General features: G+C 39.7%; 29 protein-coding genes. 14 read left to right on the plus strand and 15 right to left on the minus strand.

The window, feature by feature from the left end:
- Positions 1-33: 33 nt before the first annotated feature.
- From dapE to HR060_RS04065, 3 genes are read right to left on the minus strand one after another with little or no spacing between them, the layout of a single operon-like run.
- Positions 34-1176: a succinyl-diaminopimelate desuccinylase gene (gene dapE, locus HR060_RS04055; RefSeq protein ID WP_174198996.1), complete on the minus strand. Its 1143-nt coding sequence runs from the start codon at positions 1174-1176 to the stop codon at positions 34-36.
- A 4-nt stretch (positions 1177-1180) separates the two neighbouring features.
- On the minus strand, positions 1181-1528 hold the full coding sequence (locus HR060_RS04060) for an ArsC family reductase (RefSeq protein WP_174198997.1): 348 nt from the start codon (positions 1526-1528) through the stop codon (positions 1181-1183).
- An 8-nt stretch (positions 1529-1536) separates the two neighbouring features.
- The gene (locus HR060_RS04065; RefSeq protein WP_174198998.1) at positions 1537-2049 is read right to left on the minus strand and encodes a PTS sugar transporter subunit IIA; all 513 of its coding nucleotides are present in this window, start codon (positions 2047-2049) and stop codon (positions 1537-1539) included.
- 131 nt (positions 2050-2180) lie between these two features.
- Between HR060_RS04065 and HR060_RS04070 the strand changes: the two genes are divergently transcribed.
- From HR060_RS04070 to sohB, 5 genes are all read left to right on the plus strand, one after another.
- Entirely contained in the window at positions 2181-2918 is a 738-nt protein-coding gene (locus HR060_RS04070) for a DUF1538 domain-containing protein (RefSeq protein ID WP_174198999.1), read from the plus strand.
- Between the two features lie 13 nt (positions 2919-2931).
- Positions 2932-3720 carry a DUF1538 domain-containing protein gene (locus tag HR060_RS04075; protein ID WP_174199000.1) on the plus strand — a complete coding sequence of 263 codons (789 nt, stop codon included), beginning with the start codon at positions 2932-2934 and terminating at the stop codon, positions 3718-3720.
- Positions 3710-4060, plus strand: coding sequence for a P-II family nitrogen regulator (locus tag HR060_RS04080; RefSeq protein ID WP_174199001.1), 351 nt, complete (start codon positions 3710-3712; stop codon positions 4058-4060). Before HR060_RS04075 ends, HR060_RS04080 begins: the two co-directional genes overlap by 11 nt.
- Positions 4060-4455, plus strand: a complete 396-nt coding sequence (locus HR060_RS04085; RefSeq protein ID WP_174199002.1) for a CBS domain-containing protein — start codon at positions 4060-4062, stop codon at positions 4453-4455. Before HR060_RS04080 ends, HR060_RS04085 begins: the two co-directional genes overlap by 1 nt.
- 292 nt (positions 4456-4747) lie before the next feature.
- Positions 4748-5815, plus strand: a complete 1068-nt coding sequence (gene sohB, locus HR060_RS04090; RefSeq protein WP_174199003.1) for a protease SohB — start codon at positions 4748-4750, stop codon at positions 5813-5815.
- 65 nt (positions 5816-5880) lie between these two features.
- Here sohB and fur read toward each other — a convergent pair whose 3' ends face one another.
- Positions 5881-6318, minus strand: a complete 438-nt coding sequence (fur, locus tag HR060_RS04095) for a ferric iron uptake transcriptional regulator (RefSeq protein ID WP_174199004.1) — start codon at positions 6316-6318, stop codon at positions 5881-5883.
- A gap of 119 nt (positions 6319-6437) precedes the next feature.
- Between fur and HR060_RS04100 the strand changes: the two genes are divergently transcribed.
- Entirely contained in the window at positions 6438-6914 is a 477-nt protein-coding gene (locus HR060_RS04100) for a DUF4442 domain-containing protein (RefSeq protein WP_174199005.1), read from the plus strand.
- A gap of 48 nt (positions 6915-6962) precedes the next feature.
- Here the strand turns inward: HR060_RS04100 and fldA are convergent, their stop codons facing one another.
- From fldA to HR060_RS04115, 3 genes are all read right to left on the minus strand, one after another.
- Positions 6963-7484, minus strand: coding sequence for a flavodoxin FldA (gene fldA / locus HR060_RS04105; protein WP_174199006.1), 522 nt, complete (start codon positions 7482-7484; stop codon positions 6963-6965).
- An 11-nt stretch (positions 7485-7495) separates the two neighbouring features.
- Positions 7496-7696 carry a DUF2788 domain-containing protein gene (locus HR060_RS04110; protein ID WP_174199007.1) on the minus strand — a complete coding sequence of 67 codons (201 nt, stop codon included), beginning with the start codon at positions 7694-7696 and terminating at the stop codon, positions 7496-7498.
- A gap of 71 nt (positions 7697-7767) precedes the next feature.
- Positions 7768-8529 (minus strand): alpha/beta fold hydrolase, encoded by a 762-nt coding sequence (locus HR060_RS04115; RefSeq protein WP_174199008.1) that lies wholly within the window; start codon positions 8527-8529, stop codon positions 7768-7770.
- 144 nt (positions 8530-8673) lie between these two features.
- On the opposite strand from HR060_RS04115, the gene HR060_RS04120 reads away from it, so the two are divergent.
- Positions 8674-9351, plus strand: coding sequence for a hypothetical protein (locus tag HR060_RS04120; RefSeq protein ID WP_174199009.1), 678 nt, complete (start codon positions 8674-8676; stop codon positions 9349-9351).
- Between the two features lie 8 nt (positions 9352-9359).
- On the opposite strand, the gene HR060_RS04125 is transcribed toward HR060_RS04120, so the two are convergent.
- The 4 genes from HR060_RS04125 to HR060_RS04140 all read right to left on the minus strand — a co-directional run bounded on the left by HR060_RS04125 (position 9360) and on the right by HR060_RS04140 (position 13081).
- Positions 9360-9776 (minus strand): GNAT family N-acetyltransferase, encoded by a 417-nt coding sequence (locus HR060_RS04125; protein ID WP_174199010.1) that lies wholly within the window; start codon positions 9774-9776, stop codon positions 9360-9362.
- A gap of 48 nt (positions 9777-9824) precedes the next feature.
- Positions 9825-11105, minus strand: coding sequence for an HlyC/CorC family transporter (locus HR060_RS04130; protein WP_174199011.1), 1281 nt, complete (start codon positions 11103-11105; stop codon positions 9825-9827).
- A gap of 127 nt (positions 11106-11232) precedes the next feature.
- Complete coding sequence (locus HR060_RS04135) at positions 11233-12024, minus strand: cytochrome C assembly family protein (protein WP_174199012.1); 792 nt, start codon at positions 12022-12024, stop codon at positions 11233-11235.
- A gap of 19 nt (positions 12025-12043) precedes the next feature.
- Positions 12044-13081: an SO_0444 family Cu/Zn efflux transporter gene (locus HR060_RS04140; protein WP_174199013.1), complete on the minus strand. Its 1038-nt coding sequence runs from the start codon at positions 13079-13081 to the stop codon at positions 12044-12046.
- 164 nt (positions 13082-13245) lie between these two features.
- On the opposite strand from HR060_RS04140, the gene ffh reads away from it, so the two are divergent.
- Both ffh and HR060_RS04150 read left to right on the plus strand, forming a co-directional pair.
- Positions 13246-14670 (plus strand): signal recognition particle protein, encoded by a 1425-nt coding sequence (ffh, locus tag HR060_RS04145; RefSeq protein WP_174199014.1) that lies wholly within the window; start codon positions 13246-13248, stop codon positions 14668-14670.
- Between the two features lie 170 nt (positions 14671-14840).
- The gene (locus HR060_RS04150; protein ID WP_174199015.1) at positions 14841-16631 is read left to right on the plus strand and encodes a choice-of-anchor I family protein; all 1791 of its coding nucleotides are present in this window, start codon (positions 14841-14843) and stop codon (positions 16629-16631) included.
- Positions 16632-16752: 121 nt separating this feature from the next.
- On the opposite strand, the gene HR060_RS04155 is transcribed toward HR060_RS04150, so the two are convergent.
- Positions 16753-17598 (minus strand): MBL fold metallo-hydrolase, encoded by an 846-nt coding sequence (locus HR060_RS04155; protein ID WP_174199016.1) that lies wholly within the window; start codon positions 17596-17598, stop codon positions 16753-16755.
- A 258-nt stretch (positions 17599-17856) separates the two neighbouring features.
- Between HR060_RS04155 and rpsP the strand changes: the two genes are divergently transcribed.
- The 5 genes from rpsP to HR060_RS04180 all read left to right on the plus strand — a co-directional run bounded on the left by rpsP (position 17857) and on the right by HR060_RS04180 (position 21748).
- Complete coding sequence (gene rpsP, locus HR060_RS04160; RefSeq protein ID WP_174199017.1) at positions 17857-18102, plus strand: 30S ribosomal protein S16; 246 nt, start codon at positions 17857-17859, stop codon at positions 18100-18102.
- A 35-nt stretch (positions 18103-18137) separates the two neighbouring features.
- Positions 18138-18668, plus strand: a complete 531-nt coding sequence (gene rimM, locus HR060_RS04165) for a ribosome maturation factor RimM (protein ID WP_174199018.1) — start codon at positions 18138-18140, stop codon at positions 18666-18668.
- Between the two features lie 3 nt (positions 18669-18671).
- Entirely contained in the window at positions 18672-19445 is a 774-nt protein-coding gene (gene trmD / locus HR060_RS04170; protein WP_174199019.1) for a tRNA (guanosine(37)-N1)-methyltransferase TrmD, read from the plus strand.
- 22 nt (positions 19446-19467) lie between these two features.
- A complete protein-coding gene (gene rplS / locus HR060_RS04175; protein WP_174199020.1) occupies positions 19468-19815 on the plus strand; it encodes a 50S ribosomal protein L19 in 348 nt (115 codons plus the stop codon).
- A gap of 271 nt (positions 19816-20086) precedes the next feature.
- Positions 20087-21748, plus strand: a complete 1662-nt coding sequence (locus HR060_RS04180) for an AMP-binding protein (RefSeq protein WP_174199021.1) — start codon at positions 20087-20089, stop codon at positions 21746-21748.
- A 34-nt stretch (positions 21749-21782) separates the two neighbouring features.
- On the opposite strand, the gene HR060_RS04185 is transcribed toward HR060_RS04180, so the two are convergent.
- The 3 genes from HR060_RS04185 to purM are packed head-to-tail and all read right to left on the minus strand — an operon-like array spanning position 21783 to position 24222.
- Positions 21783-22574, minus strand: coding sequence for a DUF3108 domain-containing protein (locus HR060_RS04185; RefSeq protein ID WP_174199022.1), 792 nt, complete (start codon positions 22572-22574; stop codon positions 21783-21785).
- Positions 22534-23178 (minus strand): phosphoribosylglycinamide formyltransferase, encoded by a 645-nt coding sequence (gene purN, locus HR060_RS04190; protein ID WP_174199023.1) that lies wholly within the window; start codon positions 23176-23178, stop codon positions 22534-22536. Before purN ends, HR060_RS04185 begins: the two co-directional genes overlap by 41 nt.
- Before the next feature lie 3 nt (positions 23179-23181).
- Complete coding sequence (gene purM, locus HR060_RS04195; protein WP_174199024.1) at positions 23182-24222, minus strand: phosphoribosylformylglycinamidine cyclo-ligase; 1041 nt, start codon at positions 24220-24222, stop codon at positions 23182-23184.
- Positions 24223-24360 lie beyond the last annotated feature (138 nt).

A 24360-nucleotide genomic window follows, 5' to 3' on the forward strand; every position in this document is an offset into this window, starting at 1 on the left:
CTAGCCTAGCTAATTAAGGATATGAAAGATAGTTTAGTTAGCGAGTAAGTTAATTAAAATTTGCTCGTACATATCTGCTAATTTCTCCAAATCTTCCACTTTTACACATTCGTTAATTTTGTGGATAGTCGCATTGCAAGGGCCAAGCTCAACAACTTCTGCACCTGTAGGCGCAATAAAGCGTCCGTCAGATGTACCACCAGTCGTTAATAACTCTGGCTTGTAATGGACAACACTGTCTACTGCTTTGACAGCGGCTTCTACTAAGGCACCTTTGTCAGTTAAAAATGGTAGGCCGTTATAAGTCCAATCAATAGTGTAATCTAAGCCGTGTGCATCCAAGATACCTAATACGCGTTGTACAAGCTCATCTGCCGTCACTTCTGTTGAATATCGGAAGTTAAATTGAATATGCACTTCGCCCGGTACTACATTTGTAGCGCCAGTACCACCATTGATATTTGATACTTGGAAGCTGGTCGGCGGGAAATAATCATTGCCACTATCCCATTTTATTTGAGATAACTCAGCGAGGGCCGGACTGGCTAAATGAATTGGGTTTTTTGCAAGGTGTGGGTAAGCAACGTGTCCTTGAACACCCTTAACAATTAAATCACCACTCAACGAACCTCGGCGACCGTTCTTGATCACATCACCTACTTTGTTGGTACTTGAGGGTTCACCTACTAATGCCCAGGTAATTTTCTCATTACGTGCTTCAAGTGTATCGATAACACGTGTTGTACCATTGATAAATGGACCTTCCTCATCTGATGTGATCAAGTATGCAATAGAACCTTTGTGATCGGGATACTTATCGACAAAGCGTTCAGTTGCGATAATCATTGCAGCTAAACTGCCTTTCATATCAGCAGCACCGCGACCGTGAAGGTAACCATCAACGATAGTTGGCTCAAATGGCGGTGTATGCCATTTATCTTCAGGGCCCGAAGGGACGACATCAGTGTGACCAGCAAAACAAAATACTGGACCTTCATTGCCGCGTCTTGCCCAAAAGTTGGTTGTATCTTCAAAAACCATGGTTTCAATGTCAAAACCTTTTGCTTTTAAACGGTCAGACATTAATGGCTGACAACCTGCATCTTCTGGCGTGACGGATTTACGACTTATAAGGTCTTTGGTAAGTTCGATTACGGGGCTTTGCTGATCTGACATTTTTTTACTTATTAAATTTGACTTGATACTCGTCGGCTTTAAAACCAACACTGACTTTGTCTGCGTATTCTAACACAGGACGCTTAATTAACGTTGGATTATTCAACAATAATTCAGCAACATTATCGGCATTTAAATTCTCTTTTACCTCTGCATCTAGTTGTCTGTAGCTTGTGCCTCGTTTATTCAATAAAACATCCCATTGAACTTGTGTTAACCAAGCATTGATTTTTTCGATGGTAATTCCTTGTGCTCTAAAATCGTGAAATTGGTAATCCAAATCGTTTTGCTCTAACCATTTTTTCGCTTTTTTCACTGAGTCACAGTTCTTAATGCCGTAAAGTGTTGTCATAAATTTTCCTAAATTCGGTAATAAAGAAGCGCATCGTCTTTGGCTCTGACTTGATGATAACAAGGGTAAATAGCCGTTAACTTATCGCCATTGGTAATTGTTAAAAAAGAGGTTAAATCATCTAGCTCACTTTTTAAGTAAGCTAAATCAAATTCAAACAGTAATTGCCCTGCTTTGACCTGTTGACCTTGTTCTACTTTGGGTTTAAAACCTGTAGACATCAAGGTTTCGGTATTGATTGCAAACTCAATATGTAGCTTTAAACCTCTATGCGTTTTGATATTAATTCGGTGACAGCAGGGTGTCATATACTCGATAACACCTGTTGCAGGACTAAAAAATTGATACCCATGTGGTAAAAAACACAAACCCGGTCCAAAAAAGCCATCTTTTACCATCGCTCGTGGGTGTTGGTTCAGAGAAGTAACTTTACCGTGACAAGGCGAGACGAGTTTGGCACAACCTTGGATATCGGCAGCACTAAAGTCTGCATTTATTTCTGGACCTTGAAGGTAGCTCATTGATGTATATCAATTATTATCTATTATTAACGGTGAAATAGTTTACTACGATCTATTTGCAATCAAAAATAATAAAGTCGCAGTTCGGTATTCCCATATCAATTAATAATAAGTGCTGAGTGAGCCTCTTGATGCAAAAGCAATTGTTCGTGTTTTTAAAAGCCCTGCTTGGCAGTTTTAAAGACCTTCTTCCCATTATCCTCGTTATCGCATTTTTTCAATTGGTGATCCTCAATCAACCTTTGCCCAACGTTATGGATATTATCTTTGGTTTAGCACTTGTGGTGCTGGGGTTAACTTTTTTTATTTACGGTTTAGAAATGGGGCTTTTTCCACTCGGCGAATCTATGGCACAGGCTTTTGCTAAAAAAGGCAATGTTGCTTGGTTGATGGTTTTTGCTTTTTGTTTAGGTTTTGGCACCACAGTAGCTGAGCCATCCCTTATCGCTGTCGCCGCTGAAGCTTCAAGAGTGGCAGCTGCGGGTAATGTCATTGAACAAACGCCTACGGCGATTAAAGACTATGCCAATGGTTTGCGCTTTATGGTTGCGCTTGCGGTTGGTATAGCGATAGTCGTCGGTGTATTGAGGATATTAAAAGGTTGGCCCATCCATTATCTGATTATTGGTGGTTATGTGATTGTGGTCATTATGACTGGGTTTGCGCCAGATTGGATTATCGGTATTGCCTATGACTCTGGTGGTGTCACGACATCGACTATTACCGTACCACTTGTTACTGCACTGGGTGTTGGTTTAGCTTCGTCAATTAAAGGTCGCAATCCAATGTTAGATGGTTTTGGTCTCATTGCCTTTGCTTCATTGACCCCCATGATGTTTGTCATGCTCTATGGACTAATACTGAATTAAGGATAAATTAACTATGCAAGCTGCTATAGAGTTTTTTAACGTCTTTAAAACCACGATTATTGATGTACTTCCCATCATCTCAATTATTTTGTTTTTCCAAATTGCGGTCATTCGAAAACCCATTCCTAATATTAAACGCGTTGGTTTTGGTTTTTTCTATGTATTACTGGGTTTAGCGCTATTTTTAATGGGGTTAGAAAAAGCACTTTTTCCATTAGGGAAGATGATGGCAGAGCAACTGACCGCGCCTGAATTTATCCTTGGAACAGATACCTTACCTGATGTGATCAAATGGCAAGATTATTATTGGGTGTATATTTTCGCAGCTGCCATTGGCTTTAGTACCACGATCGCTGAACCTTCTTTAATAGCCGTTGCAATAAAGGCTAATGAAGTATCAGGTGGAGCGATAAATGCGACGAGCCTGAGAATTGCAGTTGCTCTTGGCGTTGCGATCGGGATTGCTTTAGGAAGCTATCGCATAGTAGTTGGCGATCCAATTCACTACTACATCATTGGCGGTTATATCGTTGTTGTCATTCAAACAATGTGCTGTCCAAAAATGATCATTCCGCTGGCTTATGATTCTGGTGGGGTGACAACCTCAACAGTCACAGTGCCATTAGTTGCGGCACTAGGGTTAGGGCTCGCTGCAACCATCCCAGGGAGAAGTGCATTAATTGATGGGTTTGGTTTAATTGCCTTTGCCAGCTTATTCCCAATTATCGCGGTTATGGGGTATGCCCAACTATCAGCCTTTAAAACACATTTAGCCGAGAAGGAAAACAAAGATGAAATTTAAATTGATTCTTGCCTTTGTCGAAGACGAGGTGACGGATGAAGTCATGAAAGAAGCAAGAAGCGCAGGTGCTACCGGGGCGACAGTCATTAGCAATGCAAGAGGCGAGGGCGTTGAACCACAACGTACATTCTTTGGCCTAGAGTTAGAGTCTCATCGTAATGTCTTGTTATTTGTTGTTGAAGAGCACATGTCAAAAGCGATTTTAGAGCATATAGCCACAGTTGCAGGTTTTGATAAAGAGCCAGGTAAGGGAATTGCTATTTTGGTTAATGTGGAAGATGCCGTTGGCGTTGCCCATCAAGTTGAACGTTTGAAAGCGAAAATTGAGGATGATTTATAATGAGCGATAAAAAAACACTCAGAGTCAGGGATGTCATGTTAACTGATACCTATTGCATTGCTGATGGTATGTTAACCGTCGCTGAAGCCATCGAAATGGCAAAACAAAATAATGCAGCCACTATTTTTATTGCTAAGCGCAGTGACGATGATGAATGGGGCATGGTCAAACTGTCTGATATTGCCAGAGAAGTCTTAGCTAAAGATCGCGCGCCAGAGCGGGTAAACTTATATGAAATTATGACTAAGCCGGTACTGAGTGTTAAATCAGGTATGTTAGTTAAGTACAGTGCACGTCTGTTTGATAGTTTTGATATTAATACTGCGCCTGTTATTGATGACAATGAAATCTTAGGTGTGCTGAGTTATACCGAAATGGTACTTAAAAGCCATTGATGTGGATTGTATATAACTATCAGTTTATTAACACAAACTGTGGATAAACTTGTTAGCTTCTTGGGTTGTGTTTGTTAATTTATTGATTTTTAAGTTTTTTATCTGTTGGTTAAAAAAGTTTCAGGTAATTTTTTGAGCAGTTATAGTAACTTTATCTGCGCTTTATTTAGTCAAAAAAACAAGGTTTTAGTATTTTTTGTTGATAAAGTTGCGATCTTATGTAAATTTATCCACTTCCTGAGATTGATATATGTCTATCAAAGTAAGATTTTTATAAAAATTAAGGTGTTTAATGGAATTTCTATACGAATATGGTTTGTTTTTAGCTAAGGCAATCACCTTAGTCATAGCCATTATTGCTGTATTAACGGTTATTGCCGCGAATGCAATGAAGCAAAAAGGAGATAAAAAAGGTGAGTTAACGATCACTAATTTAACGGAATCGTTTAGTGACTTAAAACACCATCTTCAAGAAGAGCTATTATCAAAAGAAGCTTTAAAAGCCCTTGAAAAAAAAGAAAAAGAGCAAGCGAAAGCCGATAAAAAAGCTGAGAAAGAGAAACTAAAATCAAAAGAAAAATCAGGCGAAAGTGATGAAGACGAAGCTTCGCGATTATTTGTCATTGATTTTAACGGCAGTATGGATGCGCACGAAGCTGAAAACTTAAGAGAAGAAGTGAATGCGGTACTGTCCGTTATTAATCCACAAGATGAAGTACTTGTCCGATTAGAAAGCCCTGGCGGAGTTGTTCACGGTTATGGGCTAGCTGCTTCACAGTTAGCGAGATTCAGAGAACGAGATATAAAACTAACCGCTGCAGTTGATAAAGTAGCAGCAAGTGGTGGTTATATGATGGCAAGTGTTGCTAACACCATTTTGGCCGCTCCTTTTTCTATAATTGGCTCAATTGGTGTAATTGCACAAATACCAAATTTTCACCGTTTATTGAAAAAACACGATATCGATTTTGAGCAGATGACTGCTGGTGAATTCAAACGCACGTTGACCTTATTTGGTGAAAATACGGATGCGGGTCGTGACAAATTTAAAGAAGAGTTAGAGGAAACCCATCAGCTGTTTAAGGGCCATATCAACCAATTCAGGCCTGAACTTAATTTGGATAAAGTGGCTACGGGTGAACATTGGTATGGGACTCAGGCAAAATCCCTAGGTCTAATTGACGAAGTTCAAACCAGTGACGACTTCTTAATGGCTAAAGCTGAAGAAAAAGATGTATTTTTAGTTAAGTACCAAACGAAGAAAACGTTCGCAGAAAAATTACCTATTGCAGCTGCAGCGACAATTGATAATACGCTTGGCCGTGTTATGAATAGGCTAGATAACTTACGCCATTCGTAAGTTGAATAGCAGATATAAAAAAACCAGCATTTTGCTGGTTTTTTTATATCTAGAAAAAGCTAAAATTAGCTTTCTTGGTGATTTGCACACTCATCTTCGTCTTCACATTCACCGTATAGGTAAAGGCTGTGAGCAGTTAAACGCAAACCGTGTTGCTTAGCCATTAACTCTTGTCTTTCTTCGATTACATCATCAGCAAACTCAATTACTTTGCCACACTTTAAGCAAACAAGGTGATCGTGATGCTGTTTAGCACTTAATTCAAATACTGATTTACCACCTTCAAAGTGGTGACGTGTAACAATACCAGCGTCATCAAATTGGTTTAATACGCGATATACAGTCGCTAGGCCGATTTCTTCGCCTTTATCGAGTAAAACTTTGTAAAGCTCTTCAGCACTGATGTGTTGGTTCTCTTCAGATTGAAGAATTTCTAGAATTTTTACTCGAGGAAGGGTTACTTTTAAACCCGCTTTTTTTAGTTCTAAGTTATGATCAGACATAGAAAATATCGCAATTAACAAATATAACCTAATTATAAGCGTATTTGTTTGAGCTACAATCATTTATGCTCAATATCCTTAAAATAGTTTGAATTTATTGTCTTTTTAATCGAGATTTCATGAAGTTATTATTTAAATACCCTTGGTTACTTCGCTGGGGGATGAATATTTGGCCGCCGTTTTTTTTCTCTGGTATTAAAATTAGTCGGCTGAAAACGGATTTTAGTTACGCCCAAACCATGCTCAAGTGGCGAAGTTGGAACCTGAATGCTAATAGAAGCCAATATGGTGGTAGTATGGCGAGTATGACGGATCCTATGTATTCGATATTATTGATTGGTACATTGGGCCATGACTACTTTGTCTGGGACAAAAGTTTTGAAATAGACTTTATTAAACCAGGTGTGGGTAAGTTAACGGCAGAGTTTGAAGTGACTGAGCAGCATATTGCTGAAATTAAGAAGCAGACCGCTGATGGGGAGAAGTATTGCCCAACGTTTGATGTTTATATAAAAAATGCATCTGATGAAGTGATATGCCATGTTAAAAAAACACTTTATATTCGTTTGAAACCGCATGCCAGACCAAAGATTTAGGTATAAAAAAAGCCAGTTAAAAACTGGCTTTTTACGAATGAGATTCAATTAAAGATCGTTTAAGCACATTTCTTCGCGAAGTTGATCACACCAAGCTTTTACGCGTTGGTCTGTTAGCTCTGGCTGTCTGTCTTCATCGATGCCTAAACCAACAAATGTATTATCGTCAACTAATGCTTTTGATGCTTCAAATTCATAACCATCTGTTGATGTATGGCCTACAATTGTGGCGCCTTTTGGTTCGATAATATCTCTGATCATGCCCATCGCATCTAAGAAATATTCAGCATAGTCTTCTTGGTCGCCACAACCAAAAATCGCTGCAAGCTTGTCGCTAAAGTCTAACTCTTCTAAATCCGGGAAGAAGTCATCCCAGTCACATTGAGCTTCACCGTAGTACCAAGTAGGGATACCAAATAATAAGAAATCGTACTTGTCGATGTCGTCCTTTGATGCTTTTGCAATGTCATAGACGTCGACTAAGTCTTTACCTAAATTTTTTTGGATCATTTTAGCAATTGCTTCTGTATTGCCTGTATCACTACCAAAAAATATACCAATTACTGACATAATGCGTTCCGTTATGATTCTAAGAAAACTTGGATAATGCCTTTAGCTAAAAAGCCAAAACAGCCTAGGAATAACACCAACCAAACTGCAAGTTTACCAAAAAAAGGCACTTTACCGCTGTTTAATACGTCGCGAATGGCTAGAAATATCAAAAGAAATAGCCCTGATAATGCAAGGTAAAAACCGAGTGTTTCAACTTGTTCAAATGTCATTGTCTGATGGGTGTTAAAAAATTTGCGCGCATTCTAGCATAAAACTGTTTATACATGCGTATTTTGATCAACTATTCTGCAAGAAAATCTTTAACTATCTTATTAAAAATAACTGTTTTTTCAGCATGCAGCCAGTGTCCGGCACCTTGAATGACTTTTGCTTTGGCTTTTGGAAATAAATCAATGACCACTTTTTGATGAGCAGCGGTGACGTAATCAGATTCTGAGCCTTTAATAAAAAGGCTAGGTGCATTGAATTGACCTGTTAAATCAGGGAAACCTATCACGTGATCATAATTGGCGATGATATTTGTTAAATTCATCTTCCATTGGAAGCCTTGGCTGCCTTTGGTAAGATTCCTTAGTAAAAATTGACGTACACCTGCTTCTGATACATAGGTAGATAACGTCGCATCGGCATCATTTCGATTTGTCATTTCAGTCAGTGATATGGCTCGTAGGCCCGCGAAAATTTGTTGGTGCCTTGGCGGGTAGGTTACCGGGGCGATATCCGCTACGATCAGCTTGTTGACTCGTTGTGGTTGATAAAGTGCCATCGTCATTGCTGCTTTGCCGCCCATTGAGTGGCCGAGCAGGTTAAAGTTCTCAATGCCTAAATGATCGAGTAGCTGAAAAACTTGTTCTGCTATGAAGGGGTAGTCCATTTTTTCATGGTGATAAGATTGACCATGGTTAGGTAAATCTACTGATATACAACGGTGCGTCTTATTGAAAGAACGTGCCACCATATTCAGATTATCTAAACTTCCCAGTAAACCATGGATCAGCACTAGGACTGGGCCTTGGCCTTTATCAGAATAATTTAACAACATATTTTTATCTGTGATCATAACAAAAGTACATTTTAACTTAATTCACTCGAGTAGGGGTACTATTAAGTATTAGTTCAGGTATTTACTTGAGTTCTCACGACTAAGCTTTAAAATTTAGCCTAAGTTATTGTTTTGGATATTTTTATGCAGACTCTCAATGCTAAGCCTTATTACTTGGCGCTTGCGATTATAAACTTAATTGTGATTGCTACTTTTATCACCGCAGGTCAGCTACAAGGTGATGCCCTTATTTTCTTTATTAAGGAAGGTGGCTTAATAGAAAGCTTATCGGCTTATGGGTATTTAATCGTAGTGGCTTATATGCTTTTTAAAGGCGGTTTAGCCTATGTTGAGAAATATTGGTACTTTGTCGTTGTACTTTTATCTTTTTCTGCAAGAGAGCTCGATTTTGACAAACGCTTTACCGAGGTCGGTGTGTTAAAAAGCAAGTTTTTAGTCAGCACTGATGTGAGTATCACGGCAAAAATTATTGGCTTTAGCATTGTTTTACTCGTGTTGTTTGCACTGTTTAAGATTGCAAGAAACTACACAAAGCTATTTTTCTCTCGAGTATTTAAATTTCCTGTTATTGAATTATCTGTTGGCTGTGCAGGTGCGTTCCTAGTGATTTCAAAGACGCTTGATGGCTTGGCTCGAAAATTATCAAGTCTGGATATTTTTATTAGTAAAGACGCCGATACCTTAGCCAGTTTAATCGAAGAATCGATGGAGCTCGGTGTTCCTTACCTGCTTTTAGTGGCTACCTGTTATTTCTTTGCTCAGCAGGCTCTGAAAAACCAGCAAAATTCGTCTGCTGATTAATATTTATATCACCCCGTCTTTTTGTGTAAAGTCACCCAATTGCGGTGACTTTTTACTTTCCAGCCATATTTTTGATAGAAGTTTAATGCATCATTATTTTTATTGACCGCAAGGAATATCTGCTCAGCGCCCGCTTGTTTTAAAATGGCTTCAGCTTTTTTTAATAAGTTTTTTCCTATACCCAGTCGCTGGAAGTTAGGTTTAACGTAAAGACTATATAAACCACTTTCTTTGATAGAGACGATTGCAAAACCTATGATCTGGTTTTCTTGCAAACAGACAATACCTTCACCATACTTTTCAATATATAGCTGGTAGCTTTGTTGGATATTTTTTTCGGTGCTGGGGTCGGTTGATGTGAGTCGAATAGCAATTATTTCTTCAATATCGGCTGGCACTGCTTTTCGGTACGAGAAAATTGTCATGCTTTATAGACCCATTAAAAAAGGCACCTCAAAGGTGCCTTTAGAACGCTATTTTTCTTCTGCACTTTTATAAAGTTCAGGGTGAATTCTAACGCGTTTGATAGCGTTATCCGCTACCTCAATAATATCTACCGGATAACCATATAAACGTATAGATACATCTTGCTGAGGTATCTCTTCCATATATTCGAGAATTAATCCATTGAGTGTTCTTGGGCCATTAGTAGGAAGTTCCCAACCTAAATCTTTTGTCAAATCGCGAATATTGGCGCCGCCGTCAATTAGGTAGGTACCATCCTCTTGTTTATCAATATCTTCGTTTGATATTGCCGTCATATTTGTAGTGAAATCGCCTACGATTTCTTCAAGAATATCCTCTAAAGTGATTAAACCTTGTATATCACCGTACTCATCAACAACTAAACCTAAACGCACTTTATTGCGACGGAATTTAAGTAACTGAACATTTAATGGTGTGCCTTCAGGCACAAAATAAAGCTCTCGAGCTGCTCGTAACAAGGCTTCTTTAGCAAAAGACGTTTTGGAGCTGAGGCGTAAAACATCCCGCGCATGGACAAAGCCTACAGCATCATCAATGGTATCCCGGTAGAGTAATAGACGAGTGTGTTTACCGTGGTTAAGCTGTTTAACGATATCTTTCCAGTCATCATTGATATCAATACCTAAGATTTCATTTCTTGGTACCATGATATCTTCAACGGTAACTTTTTCTAAATCCAGTATGCTAATTAGCATATCTTGGTGAGAGCGAGGGATCATTGACCCCGCTTCATTAACCACTGTTCTGAGCTCTTCCTGGCTCAATGTCGTGCCTTCTGATTGACTCGTATCAATTCTTAATAGCTTTAGTAAACCATTGGTGATTGCATTGAGTGCCCAAACAAAAGGGTAGAATAATGTCAGCATCGGCTTGAGGATAACCGACGCAGGGTAAGCAATTTTTTCAGGGAAAAAAGCCGCAAGTGTTTTTGGGGTAACTTCCGCGAAGATAAGTACAATAACCGTTAATGCTAATGTTGCAATCGCTACACCCGCATCTCCGAATAGGCGCATACCTATAATTGTTGCGATGGCTGAAGCGGCGATATTAACTAGGTTATTACCAATAAGAATCAAGCCGATTAAGCGGTCTGGTCTATCGAGTAAACCACTTACACGCATTGCACCACGGTTTTTGTTTTGAACTAAGTGTCTTAAACGGTATTTATTTAAAGACATCATGCCCGTTTCAGAGCTTGAGAAAAATGCAGAAACGCAGATAAGTACACCAAGAACTATGGTCAGAGTACTCGTGGAAATGTCGTCCAAAAAAGGAACCCTTCTATTATTTAAAAGATAGCTCGGCGACTAGCTGTGAATTCCTTAATTTAGCTAGGCCGGCCCCAGTATTACTTGCCAAAATAATCGACAGGCAAAAAGTAAGATGAGTTTACACCTAATTTAAGACAATTTCACGAATAAAGCGTGAGCCGAAATAACCAATCGTTAATAAGGTAGAACCAATTGCTGTGAGTAATAATACGCGGTTGCCACGCCAGCCGAGTTTGTAGTGACCAAACAACAAGCTAGTAAAACACAGCCATGCTAAGCTGGCGAGGATGGTTTTGTGCGCTTGGCCTGACCCCCAGAAGTTATCCAAAAAGGCGTAGCCAATAACGATTGATACCGTTAAAAGTAAGGTGCCTATAGCCAAAATACGAAATATTTGCGCTTCAATAAGGTTAAGTGCTGGTATCGGCAAACTCAATACACTTAAATCGTGTTGCTTGAGTTTATGACTAATAAAACTGTATTGAATGGATAGTAACGTTGAAATAATCAGTAACGCGTACGCGATAAGCGCCAAGCTGATGTGTAACATGGTATCCGCTGTCCAGTTTGTTGTTGTCGCTAAATCAGCCGGCACAAATAAATCGAGTGATAGAACGAGGGCAGAAACAACAAAACAAACTGGCAGCACAAAATAATTGTGATATTGCTTAGCAAACGCGATGGCGATTGAGGTGATGACGACACAGATTAAATTGACGACAAGTAATAAATTGTAGCCATTAGCATCTTCGATATTGAAATTGAACGCGATAAAATTTAAATGCGCTAATAAAGCGACCAAACCGGGAAGAAAAGCTTGAGGTAGCGCTATTTTCTTGTTTTTGAAGAAGATTAATAAAAGCGCTACTGCACTGGCAAAATAGGCAACAATTCCAGCTATTGCTAATGCTTGCATGAGACGTTAAATCCTTATTTTATTTAGTGTTATTTTTAAAAAATTGCCAAGGACTAATGGCCAATAGCACTAATATACCTAAACTCAACTGACTATACCAAGTTTGATGGTCATGAGCATCAAACGTACTTTGAAATTCAAAGTTTAATAACTCGTTATTAATTAAGTAATCGAGCGTCAAGCCAGAGCCAATCGCACCGATAACCAAGGCCAGAAGATAAGCGATTAGCACACCTGTACCCATTTCTTTTTTGATTACACCTAGTGTTGCCGCATTACAAGCAGGGCCTGCCAATAGAAAAACTAAAACGGTCCCCGGGGATACACCTGTTAATAACAAACTTGCGGCAATGGGTGTAGAAGCGGTTGCACAAATATACATTGGGAAACCAATTAGCATGGCAATAAACATCGCACCAATCCCCTGGCCATAATGTGCCATGGTTTCAGCTGGTACAAATGTTTGCACAGCGCCTGCGATGAATAAGCCAATTAATAGCCATTTTTTTAAATCGGCAAACAAATCGGTAAAGGCGTAAATCAGGCCTGTTGAGAGTTTTTTTAGCGGCGATAGTGCTTTTTCTTCCCCAGAAGCACATGACTTCTTACAGCAGCTTTTAACAGCGGTCGTGTTTAAAGCTTGCTCTTTTACAAACAAACTAAATATACCAGCAAGAATACCTGTGATAGCTGCCGCAATAGGTCTTGCTACTGCCATTATTGGACCTAGTAGTGCATAGCTAACTGCAATTGAATCGACCCCTGTAGTGGGTGTTGAAACTAAAAATGCATTAGTTGCAGCGTTACTTGCTCCATTTCTTTTTAAGCCCAGTGCGACCGGTAATACTGAGCATGAACACAATGGCAGAGGGACACCATAGGCAACCCCTTTAACAGCAGAGGATAGCGTGGCTGGTTTGAGTTGTTTTTCGATGAATTTTGCAGGTATGTAGCTTTTGATTAAGCCTGCAATTAAAAGGCCTAACAATAACCAAGGAGCGGCATCAAGCGAGAGTAAATAAAGTTGTTCGAGATAAAGTGAAAGTGTTTCGTTCAAGGCATTCACCGGAAAATAAATACGCTCAACTGTGAGCTGTCTAGCCAGATTAAAGCATTTGTGCTGATTTGTCTTTCTTTTGTCTGTATAATCAGAAGGAATTGACGAAAGTATATTAAACAATGAGTTTTGTTTTGACGACTCATTGATTTGCAGGAAAGCCCATGTTTCAAAGTTTATCTGACCGCCTTGGTCAAACGCTGAAAAATATCACTGGTAAAGGCCGCTTAACCGAAGAAAACATCAAAGATACGTTACGCGAAGTGCGTATGGCTTTATTAGAAGCCGATGTTGCCTTACCTGTTATCAAAGAATTTATTAAAAATGTTAAAGAGCAGGCACTGGGTGTAGAGGTTAACAAAAGCCTTAACCCAGGTCAGGCGTTTGTAAAAATTGTTAATGCTGAACTTGTCAAAGCGATGGGTGAAGCAAATGAAGATCTTAACCTAGCCGCACAAAAACCAGCGGTTATTTTAATGGCTGGTTTGCAAGGTGCTGGTAAAACGACCTCTGTTGGTAAGTTAGCCAAATATCTTAAAGAACGTGAGAAGAAAAAGGTACTTGTTGTTTCTGCTGACGTTTACCGCCCTGCGGCCATTAAACAGCTAGAAACTTTAGCCGAAGATATCGGGGTTGAGTGTTTCCCTAGTAACATCGAACAAAAGCCTGTCGATATTGTAAATGGCGCTATTTCTCATGCCAAAATTCAATTCTATGACGTATTAATTGTCGATACAGCAGGTCGTTTACATGTCGATACTGACATGATGGATGAAATCAAAGACTTACACGCTGCGATTGAACCTGTCGAAACGCTATTTGTCGTGGATGCAATGACAGGTCAAGATGCGGCCAATACGGCTAAAGCTTTCCACGAAGCGCTGCCTTTAACAGGTGTTATCTTAACCAAAGCTGACGGTGATGCTCGTGGTGGTGCTGCTTTATCAATTCGCCAAATTACAGGTAAACCAATTAAGTTTATCGGTATGGGCGAGAAGACTGATGCACTTGAACCATTCCACCCAGAGCGTATTGCCTCTCGAATTTTAGGTATGGGTGATGTACTCAGCCTAATTGAAGAGGTTGAGCGCAAGGTAGATAAAGACAAAGCCATGAAGATGGCAACTAAGTTGAAAAAAGGTAAAGGTTTTGACTTAGAAGACTTTAGAGACCAGTTGCAGCAAATGAAAAATATGGGTGGCATGATGTCATTAATGGATAAGCTACCTGGTATGTCAGGGATGAAAGAGCAAATCCAAGACAAAGTTAATGACAAACAATTTAACCAGCTTGAAGCCATTATCAACTCAATGACACCAGCAGAGCGTCAGCGTCCAGATCTAATAAAAGGTTCAAGAAAACGCCGTATCGCAGCAGGTTCTGGTACTCAAATTCAAGATGTAAACAAGTTACTTAAGCAATTTACCCAAATGCAAAAAATGATGAAGAAAATGTCGAATAAAGGCGGCATGGCCAAAATGATGAAAGGCATGAAGGGAATGTTACCACCAGGCATGGGTGGTATGGGCGGCATGGGAGGACCAGGCGGCCCAGGTGGATTTGGCGGTGGCGGTCCATTCGGTCGATAGTATTTTTTCAACAAACCAGTGTTCGCACTGGTTTTTTTATGCCTGAGTTTAATTAATTGACCGTCATTTTATTTTCACAGTTTTGTCATTTTTTGTACCTTTAATTGTCATCCAAGTCACTTAATTTTCCTGCCAACTTCAATAACAAGAATAAAAGTAGGCAAACCAAAATGAAATTTAAATATTCTGCGATCGCCCTATGCATGGCGGTATCTTTATCAGCTTGTGATGGTGATGATGGTGCAACAGGTGCAGTTGGCCCACAAGGCATTCAAGGTGCTCAAGGTGAAACTGGACAAGCAGGGATGAATGCTGCTTCAGGTATCAACGCTAGCTTGATTGGCCGAGCAGTGTTAAATGTTGAATCTCCAGAAGGGGCAGCAGAAATTGTTGCTTACCAAAAATCATCGGGTTGGGTTTATGCGATTAACAGCTCAGGCGATCAAGCAACAGTAGAGATTATTGATATTACTCAGGCTCAAGCATCTGCATTATCTGTGGATGCAGAAGGTATCGTTAATAACACCAATTTAGAGATTGCGATCACCTTAGATCTTTCTGCTAATACGCCAGGTGATGCCAATAGTATTTCGATTTCCGATGAACTTGAATTACTCGCAGTTGCTATGGCTGCTGATGAAACAGATGGTCGTGGCTATATTGCTTTTTATGATATTTCAGGTGCACAACCTACTTTTGTAAAGAATGTCATGGTAGGCGTTTTACCTGATATGGTGACCTTCTCTCCTGATAGTACAAAAGTAATTGCTGCTAATGAAGGTGAACCAAGTGGCGACTACACAGTTGACCCTGAAGGTTCTATTTCAATTATTGATATTACCAACGGCGTTGTAGCTGATTCAGCTACTCAGCTTGGTTTTTCTTCTTACAACAGCAAAAAAGCAGAACTTGTTGATAAAGGTGTGATGTTTCCAAATCCTACTGGCCGCACGATAAATGGCGTCACTATTAATACAAGCGTCGCGATGGATTTAGAGCCTGAATATGTAGCCGTCACAGAAGACAGTAAAACGGCGTTTGTTGCTATGCAAGAAAACAACGCATTAGCAGTGGTTGACCTTACAACTAACACGTTAGTTGATATTCTGGGTTTAGGTTTTAAAGATTGGAGCGAGCATTTAATTGATGCATCAGACAAAGATGGTGGTATCAATTTCCGTCAATATCAAAATCTATACGGTATGTATCAGCCTGATACTATCGCATCTTACTCATGGAACGGTGCTCACTTCATCGTAACCGCTAATGAAGGCGACGGTCGTGAATACTTCTTTGATGCGGCAGATGAAGCGGATTGCCTTACTAAAGGTGGTTTAGACTTTGATGAAGACGATGGTTGTTTATCTTATACCGATGAAAGCCGAGTTGAAGATTTAGCTTTAGATGCAGATGCTTTTGTTGGTATTAACAATGATGATGACGATCTAGGTCGTTTGAAAGTATCAATTGAAAAAGGCGATATTGATAACGATGGTGTTTACGAAGAGCTTTATACTTACGGTGCTCGCTCATTCACTATTTGGGATAGCAACGGTTTAAAAGTTTTCGATTCTGGTGATGATGTGGCTATGGTAACAGCTGCTATTCACGGTGCGGCATTTAACAATGATGAAGATACCAATGAAGGTGATACTCGCTCTGATGCCAAAGGGGCTGAGCCTGAGGCACTCGCTATTGGTAAAGTTGAAGACCGCACTTATGCCTTTGTCGGTTTAGAGCGAATGAGTGGTGTATTAGTTTACGATGTAACGAATCCATTCAGCGCGCAATTTGTTGAGTACTTTCACAACCGTGGTACGGTGGAAGGTGCTGATATTACCGGTGATTTAGCGCCAGAAGGGATGAAATTTATTGAAGCAACTGATACTTCACCCGCTATGTTAATTATCGGTAATGAAATATCAGGCTCAGTTGCTGTTTGGGAAATTACCGCTAAATAGAACTTGCATGATTTTAATAAAAGCCGCTTGAGTAAAGACAAGCGGCTTTTTTAATTGGCATCATTTGATTGTGTAATTGCTGATGTTTTCTTTAGCTTTATTGTTTAACCAATGTTGCAAATCAATAAAGTGTTGAGATCCACTTGCCTTCATTGATAAATGACCAACTCCATTGCTGCCATTTCTGACTCAAACCTTTATCTATACTTTGTTCTAAACTTAGGCCTGCTGATTTCATTTTATTAACTTCACTTAGCGTGCTAAGCAGCATATTGTGATATCGCATTAAATCAGCTTTATTAGCGACGGGGCCGTGACCGGGAATAATGGTCGTATCATTATCGACTTGTGTAAGTAAGTCTTCGATGCGTTCAATATAAGCTGAAACCTGACCACCGCCATCTTTATCAATAAAAGGAAACATGGCATTGAAAAATAGATCGCCAGTATGGAGAACATTTGCTTGTTCAAACCACACAACACTATCTCCATCGGTATGGCCTTGACCTAAATGTTCAACGCGAATCGTCTGATTATTGAAGTGTAGTTTAACGCCGTGCTCATAAGTTAATACGGGTAGAGAATGGCGCAAATTATCTGGCTTATGGCTCAGTCTGGCTCTGACATTTTCATGGGCAATAATAGGGGCATGCTCACCAAACGCTTCGTTACCACCTGTGTGGTCGCCATGGTGATGTGTATTAATAATGAATTTTATTTCATTATTTTGATTGCCAATATCAGATAATACTTGCTCTATTTTATCAGCCAATGGCGCAAATTGGTCATCTATCATTAAAAGGCCATCTTCACCGCTAAGTACGCCAATATTGCCGCCATAACCAAACAATACGTATATACCATTTCCAACTGTTTGTGCTTTAATTTCTACATGCTTGAATTGATCATTGGCACAGAGATTAAAATTAAGGATTAACATAGAAAAAAGCAGTAGCGATCGTTTCATTACGTTACCCTAAATTGGTAAAAAATTTCAGACTAGAGCTTCAAGCTTAGTCCTATAGTAAAGACAATTCGACTTTGAATTGAGCGAATATATTGATATTCCCTAACACCTTAAATGCTAAGGTTTTGATTCCTTTTTTATTCTTGCAAAAAACATTGAAGACTGTATAATTCGCGGGCTTTTTTTACCCTTTGGGGTGAACTAAGCAAGCCAATTTTTATTAAACAGTAATTTTAACTATTAACAATTGAGGACGATATGGTAACTATTCGTTTATCTCGTGGCGGTTCTAAAAAGCGTCCATTCTACCAAGTGGTAGTTGCAGACAGCCGTAAAGCCCGCGACGGTCGTTTTATCGAGAAAGTGGGTTTCTTCAACCCAGTTGCTCAAGGTAATGCAGAGCGTTTACGTTTAGATTTAGAGCGTGTTGAACACTGGATCGGTCAAGGTGCACAAACTTCTGACCGTGTAGCACGTTTAATCAAAGACGCAAAAGCTGCTTAATTTGAACCTGTATTTGATTGGTCGAGGTTAATTGCATGTCAGCATCAGAAAATAAGGTCATTCTTGGTCGCTTAGGCGCTGTTTATGGCATTAAAGGCTGGCTTAAAGTGCAAGCTTACACCGATTATGCAGAGAATATTTTTGACTACGGTGCTTGGCTTATTGGTCGAGAACAATCGTGGCAAGAAGCAAACATTGTCGAATGGCGTCGACATAACAAGGGCCTCATCGTCAAATTAGCTGACGTTGATGTTCGTGAGAAAGCCCAATTGCTAACAGGTATGGAAATAGCTGTACTTGAGTCGCAATTGCCTGAGTTAGCAGACGACGAGTACTACTGGCGTGATTTAGTCGGTATGGCTGTCGTTAATACAAAAGGCTACAACATGGGAGCCGTTAAATCCTTAATGGAAACGGGTTCAAATGATGTGCTAGTAGTTAAAGCTAACGCCAATGATGCTTTTGGTAAGTCGGAACGTTTAATTCCCTTTATTGAATCACAAATGGTTCAAAGCGTGGATAAAGCGAATCGTGTTATTACCGTTGATTGGGAAGCGGATTTTTAATCTATGCCTGCATTAAATTGGGTTGGGGTGGTGAGCCTTTTCCCTGAGATGTTTGATGCTATCAGTCAGCACGGTGTAACCGGACGAGCCATAAAAAAAGGCATGATTGATTTTCATCGTTGGAATCCTAGAGATTTTACCCACGACAAACATAGGACTGTTGATGACAGACCTTATGGTGGGGGACCTGGGATGTTAATGATGGTGCAACCTTTGCGCGATGCTATAGAGGCTGCGAAAGCAGAAGCAGGAGAGGGTGTTAAGACAATTTATTTGTCTCCTCAAGGGCGAAAGTTAGATCAGCAAGGTGCTATTGAATTAGCAAAAAATGAAAAAATCATTTTAGTTGCAGGTCGCTATGAAGGCATTGATGAACGACTTATAGAGTCTGATATCGATGAAGAGTGGTCGATTGGTGATTATGTGTTAAGCGGTGGTGAACTTGCTGCTATGACTTTAATCGACAGTGTATCGCGTTTAGTGCCAGGAGTATTAGGACACAATTTATCGGCAGAGCAAGACTCTTTCTCTAACGGTTTATTAGATTGTCCACATTATACTCGACCAGAAGTGCTTGATGATAAATCGGTACCTGCTGTATTACTCAGCGGTAACCACAAAAACATTGAGCAATGGCGAATGAAACAGGCTTTGGGACGGACTTGGTTGAGACGTCCAGAATTATTGAAAACCCTAGCTCTGACATCTGAGCAGGTTGAGTTATTGGAAAGCTTTAAGCAAGATTTTCAAACTCAAGATTGTAAAACCGATGATTAACTAGGTAATAGGTAGGTTTATAATGAGCAATATTATTGCTGCTCTTGAACAAGAGCAATTAAAAACTGATTTACCGGAGTTCGCTCCAGGTGACACAGTTGTTGTACAAGTAAAAGTAAAAGAAGGTGATCGTGAGCGTTTACAGGCGTATGAAGGCGTAGTAATTGCTAAGCGTAACCGTGGTTTACACTCATCATTAACTGTTCGTAAAATTTCGGGCGGCGAAGGTGTTGAGCGTACTTTCCAAACTCACAGCCCTCTTGTTGATAGTATTACAGTTAAGCGTCGTGGTGCAGTTCGTCGTGCTAAGTTATATTACTTACGCGAGCGTACTGGTAAAGCAGCACGTATCAAAGAAAAGCTTAACTAATTGGCTTTTAGAAAAGGCTCGCAATGCGGGCCTTTTTCTTATCTATTTCTCAAGACCCTTTTACTCCTCCATCTCTTTCTTCAAACATAATGACTCTAAAATTGCTCTGGCGTATCGAGCGATGCTATATTGTGACTGCCCACGGAAATTGACACATTAAAGACAAAATATTCTGCTAACCTTTCCTATAATTTGCAGAATAATCTTAAATTTGTGTAATAATTTAAGAACTTAGCTCAACTTATATCTCACACATTCCAAGGAGCGTAGAGTGGAAAAACTTTGGCTAAATAGCTATCCATCAGATATACCAGCAGAAGTTGATATAGAGCATTACCCATCATTGGTCGATATTGTTGAGCAATCTGCTAAGAAATATGCAAATTCTCAAGCGTATATCAGCATGGGAAAAGGTCTCACCTACACTGAAGTCGAAACATTAAGCCGTCACTTTGCCAGTTATTTACAAAATCACTTAGGTGTCCAAAAAGGCGATAAAGTGGCTATTATGATGCCAAACTGTTTACAGTATCCTATCGCATTATTTGGCTGTCTACGCGCAGGCGCAGTTGTAGTTAACGTCAACCCGTTATACACAGCGAGAGAGTTGAAACATCAACTTAATGATTCCGGTACCGAAACTATCATTATCATTGAGAACTTTGCCCATACACTTGAAAAAATAATTGGTGAAACACCTGTTCAAAATATTATCACGACAGAACTCGGTGATATGTTAGGAACGGTCAAAGGCTTTATTGTAAATACTGTTGTTCGCTATGTGAAAAAGATGGTGCCGGCATTTAAATTCGATCATTCTGAAGACTTTAAACGCGCTCTTGCCATTGGTTCATCTCTTCCTTATCAAAGACCTGAATTGAACCACGATGACTTGGCATTTTTACAATATACAGGTGGTACTACAGGTGTTGCGAAAGGCGCGATGTTATCGCATGGCAATATGGTGGGTAATCTACAACAAGTATCAGCTTGGTTAGATCCGATACTAGAATATAACAAAGAATTTATTGTTACTGCATTACCGCTTTATCATATCTTTGCTTTGACTGCAAATGCACTGACTTTCTTTAAATATGGTGCAACTAATTTATTGATCACTAACCCTCGCGATATGCCGGGTTTTGTTAAAGAGCTCTCTAAATACCAGCCAACAATTCTGACAGGTGTAAACACTTTATTTAATGGTTTGTTAAATGCCAAAGGCTTTGATGAGTTAGATTTTTCTAAATTCAAAGTTTCTTTAGGTGGTGGTATGGCTGTTCAACGTCCTGTTGCAGAGCGTTGGCAGCAAGTGACGAAATCACCTCTACTTGAGGCATATGGTTTAACCGAGTGTTGCCCCGCCGTGACCATCAATCCAATGGAATTAGATGGTTATAACGGCAGTATTGGCTTACCTATCCCATCTACTGAACTTCGTATTGTTGATGATGCGGGTCAAGAGGTTGCGCTTGGTGAGCACGGTGAATTACAAGTTAAAGGCCCTCAGGTCATGAAAGGTTATTACAACCGCCCTGAAGCAACCGCGGAAGTAATGGACGGGGAGTGGTTCTCAACAGGCGATATGGCAACAGTTGATGAGCAAGGTTTTTTCTACATTGTAGACAGGAAAAAAGACATGATACTCGTGTCGGGATTCAATGTTTATCCTAATGAAGTAGAAGAAGTGATTGCTATGCATGATAAAGTACTTGAAGTTGCTGCTGTTGGGGTTGCAGATGAAAGGTGCGGTGAAGTTGTCAAAGTGTTTATTGTCAAAAAAGATGAGTCACTGACAGCAGATGAAATTAAAGCGCACAGTAAAGAGAACCTAACTGCTTATAAAGTACCAAAACTCATTGAATTTAAAGAGGACTTACCAAAAACAAATGTTGGTAAAATCCTGAGAAGAGAGTTACGCGAAGCGAGTTAACTAGCAAAAAAAGAGCACTTAAAGTGCTCTTTTTTTATTTAAATTTTGCTGATTTAAGTTGTGCATCTAACTGTTCATCACCATTTTTCGTCTGCCTTATTCTCACCAGCAAATTGCCTAACTCAGGTGCAAACCACAGTTCAGTAACACGTTTTTTATTATTGCGCTGTCGAACGAGCTTGATGGTATCTAAATCACCGGCAGGTAATGTAAGTTTTTCTTTACCTACTTTGACGAATTCGTAGTGTTTTTCTTTCTTTTCATCGTCGATAAAATAGTAAGAAAAAGATTGTTTGCCTTGTTCTAGGTCGAGTTTAAGCTGTAATTGGTAACTGATTTGATCTAACCAATGCACTTCCTCTTCACATTCAACCTCTCTATTTAAATTAACGTCTTTAACTTTTCCTGTTTGTGGGTCAAATTCTAAGATCGTTTGTGTATTACTACCTGTACCTTCGCGTTTAAAGCGATATTTTAGCGGTTGTACTAATTTATCGTCAGATATTTTTAATTGTGAGGTTTCAGCTCTTTCATCACTTAATATTAAAAAAGAAAGGTCCGATGCATAGGAGAAGACATATTCGTCGTCTTTTATTTGGCTAAGTTGTCTTTTGGCCGTTCCAAGACTTAAGCTGCCTCTGCTAACTTTGTATTTAGCAATGAAAGGAGTCGTACTTGTTGGTGCGTTATTGCTGAGTTGAATTTTATTATTATTAGTTGTCGGAGCAGCTGTTGCGTTATTGCAAGCAAATACAATAACGCAAGCAGATAAGTAGCTTTTGAACTTAAAGCGTTTTTGCGCCGTTTTCAGGTAATTGTTTTTCATCGAGTACAGCATAACCTTCATTCATCTGTAAACGACCCTGACAAAACCATTGAACAACTTGAGGATAAATGATGTGCTCCTGCACATGAACCTTTTGCGCTAAGGTTTCAGCAGTGTCGTCTGCTTCAATTTGAACCTTAGCCTGCAATATAACAGGACCACCGTCAAGTTCTTCTGTAACAAAGTGTACGCTGACGCCATGTTCACAATCACCTGCATCAATGGCTCTTTGATGTGTATAAAGACCTTGATACTTAGGTAATAGAGAAGGGTGGATGTTTAGCATCTTACCCTTGTAATGACGCACAAAGTCGGCTGTCAAAATGCGCATGAAACCAGCTAAAACAACAAGGTCTGGTTGGTATTCATCTATAGTCTGAGCAAGTGCTTCGTCATAAGCTTCACGTGTTTCAAACGCTTTATGATTAACAACTTGCGTAGCAATGTTTGCTTTTGCAGCACGCTCTAACCCAAATGCCGATTCAACATTTGAGATAACGGCTTTAATTTCACCCTGTATATTTTCTGCATTGCAGGCATCAATGATTGCCTGCAAATTAGAGCCACTACCGGATATTAAAACTACAATAGACGGCGTAGACATGGTTTACACCATTTCTACTTGTTCTTCACCGTCTTGTGCTTGAGTTATTTCACCCACTACCCAAGCGTTTTCACCGCAGTTATTTAAAATTTCAACGGCTTTATCTGCGTTATCTGCATCTAGTGCAATCACTAAACCTACACCACAGTTGAAGGTGCGTAACATTTCGTGCTCAGTGACGTTACCTTTTTCTTGCAACCAGTTGAAAATTTCAGGCCATTGCCAACTTGATTTATTGATAACTGCTTTTGCATCACTTGGAAGTACACGAGGGATATTTTCCCAGAAACCACCTCCGGTGATATGAGAGATAGCGTGAACATCAATCGTCTCTAACAGTTTTAAAACTGATTTAACATAGATGCGAGTCGGTTCTAATAAGTGATCAGAAAGTGCTTTTCCGTTTAATTCTACAGAAAGATCTGCTTGGCTAACTTCAATGATTTTTCTAATTAAAGAATAACCGTTTGAGTGTGGACCTGATGATGCAAGTGCGATTAACTTATCACCAGATTTTACTTTGGTGCCGTCAATAACATCATCTTCTTCAACTACACCTACACAGAAACCAGCGATATCATAATCATCGCCTTCGTACATGCCTGGCATTTCAGCTGTCTCACCACCAATAAGTGAGCAGTTAGATAATTTACAGCCTTCGCCAATACCTGTTACTACAGATGCAGCGATATCTACAGATAATTTACCCGTTGCATAATAGTCTAAGAAGAATAGTGGCTCTGCACCTTGAACGATAAGGTCGTTTACACACATAGCAACAAGGTCGATACCGACAGTGTCGTGTTTGGCTAAATCAATGGCTAAACGTAATTTTGTACCTACACCATCAGTACCAGAAACTAAAAGTGGTTTTTTATAGTTAGTAGGAAGACGGCATAATGCACCAAAACCACCAAGGCCACCCATTACTTCTGGACGACGAGTTGATTTTGAGACATGTTTGATGCGTTCTACTAATGCATTACCTGCATCAATGTCTACGCCAGCGTCTTTATAACTGAGAGAGGTATTTTGTTCGGCCACGACGGCTCCTTGAGTCAATTAGATTTAAGAAACGCCGCTATTGTACCAAGGCATTGATGGGAAGAAAAATGCTTTATTCAACGATAAGGGCTTTATGTTAGATTTTGCCTTCGTTAATATGGTGCAATAAATGGATTA

The organism is Marinifaba aquimaris (assembly GCF_013328345.1).
Classification (GTDB): Bacteria; Pseudomonadota; Gammaproteobacteria; order Enterobacterales; family Alteromonadaceae; genus Marinifaba; species Marinifaba aquimaris.

Coding starts and splice junctions, on each gene's coding strand:
- dapE (WP_174198996.1), bottom strand. CDS start 1,176: ATGTCAGATCAGCAAAGCCCCGTAATCGAACTTACCAAAGACCTTATA.
- HR060_RS04060 (WP_174198997.1), bottom strand. CDS start 1,528: ATGACAACACTTTACGGCATTAAGAACTGTGACTCAGTGAAAAAAGCG.
- HR060_RS04065 (WP_174198998.1), bottom strand. CDS start 2,049: ATGAGCTACCTTCAAGGTCCAGAAATAAATGCAGACTTTAGTGCTGCC.
- HR060_RS04070 (WP_174198999.1), top strand. CDS start 2,181: ATGCAAAAGCAATTGTTCGTGTTTTTAAAAGCCCTGCTTGGCAGTTTT.
- HR060_RS04075 (WP_174199000.1), top strand. CDS start 2,932: ATGCAAGCTGCTATAGAGTTTTTTAACGTCTTTAAAACCACGATTATT.
- HR060_RS04080 (WP_174199001.1), top strand. CDS start 3,710: ATGAAATTTAAATTGATTCTTGCCTTTGTCGAAGACGAGGTGACGGAT.
- HR060_RS04085 (WP_174199002.1), top strand. CDS start 4,060: ATGAGCGATAAAAAAACACTCAGAGTCAGGGATGTCATGTTAACTGAT.
- sohB (WP_174199003.1), top strand. CDS start 4,748: ATGGAATTTCTATACGAATATGGTTTGTTTTTAGCTAAGGCAATCACC.
- fur (WP_174199004.1), bottom strand. CDS start 6,318: ATGTCTGATCATAACTTAGAACTAAAAAAAGCGGGTTTAAAAGTAACC.
- HR060_RS04100 (WP_174199005.1), top strand. CDS start 6,438: ATGAAGTTATTATTTAAATACCCTTGGTTACTTCGCTGGGGGATGAAT.
- fldA (WP_174199006.1), bottom strand. CDS start 7,484: ATGTCAGTAATTGGTATATTTTTTGGTAGTGATACAGGCAATACAGAA.
- HR060_RS04110 (WP_174199007.1), bottom strand. CDS start 7,696: ATGACATTTGAACAAGTTGAAACACTCGGTTTTTACCTTGCATTATCA.
- HR060_RS04115 (WP_174199008.1), bottom strand. CDS start 8,529: ATGTTGTTAAATTATTCTGATAAAGGCCAAGGCCCAGTCCTAGTGCTG.
- HR060_RS04120 (WP_174199009.1), top strand. CDS start 8,674: ATGCAGACTCTCAATGCTAAGCCTTATTACTTGGCGCTTGCGATTATA.
- HR060_RS04125 (WP_174199010.1), bottom strand. CDS start 9,776: ATGACAATTTTCTCGTACCGAAAAGCAGTGCCAGCCGATATTGAAGAA.
- HR060_RS04135 (WP_174199012.1), bottom strand. CDS start 12,024: ATGCAAGCATTAGCAATAGCTGGAATTGTTGCCTATTTTGCCAGTGCA.
- ffh (WP_174199014.1), top strand. CDS start 13,246: ATGTTTCAAAGTTTATCTGACCGCCTTGGTCAAACGCTGAAAAATATC.
- HR060_RS04150 (WP_174199015.1), top strand. CDS start 14,841: ATGAAATTTAAATATTCTGCGATCGCCCTATGCATGGCGGTATCTTTA.
- HR060_RS04155 (WP_174199016.1), bottom strand. CDS start 17,598: ATGAAACGATCGCTACTGCTTTTTTCTATGTTAATCCTTAATTTTAAT.
- rpsP (WP_174199017.1), top strand. CDS start 17,857: ATGGTAACTATTCGTTTATCTCGTGGCGGTTCTAAAAAGCGTCCATTC.
- rimM (WP_174199018.1), top strand. CDS start 18,138: ATGTCAGCATCAGAAAATAAGGTCATTCTTGGTCGCTTAGGCGCTGTT.
- trmD (WP_174199019.1), top strand. CDS start 18,672: ATGCCTGCATTAAATTGGGTTGGGGTGGTGAGCCTTTTCCCTGAGATG.
- rplS (WP_174199020.1), top strand. CDS start 19,468: ATGAGCAATATTATTGCTGCTCTTGAACAAGAGCAATTAAAAACTGAT.
- HR060_RS04185 (WP_174199022.1), bottom strand. CDS start 22,574: ATGAAAAACAATTACCTGAAAACGGCGCAAAAACGCTTTAAGTTCAAA.
- purN (WP_174199023.1), bottom strand. CDS start 23,178: ATGTCTACGCCGTCTATTGTAGTTTTAATATCCGGTAGTGGCTCTAAT.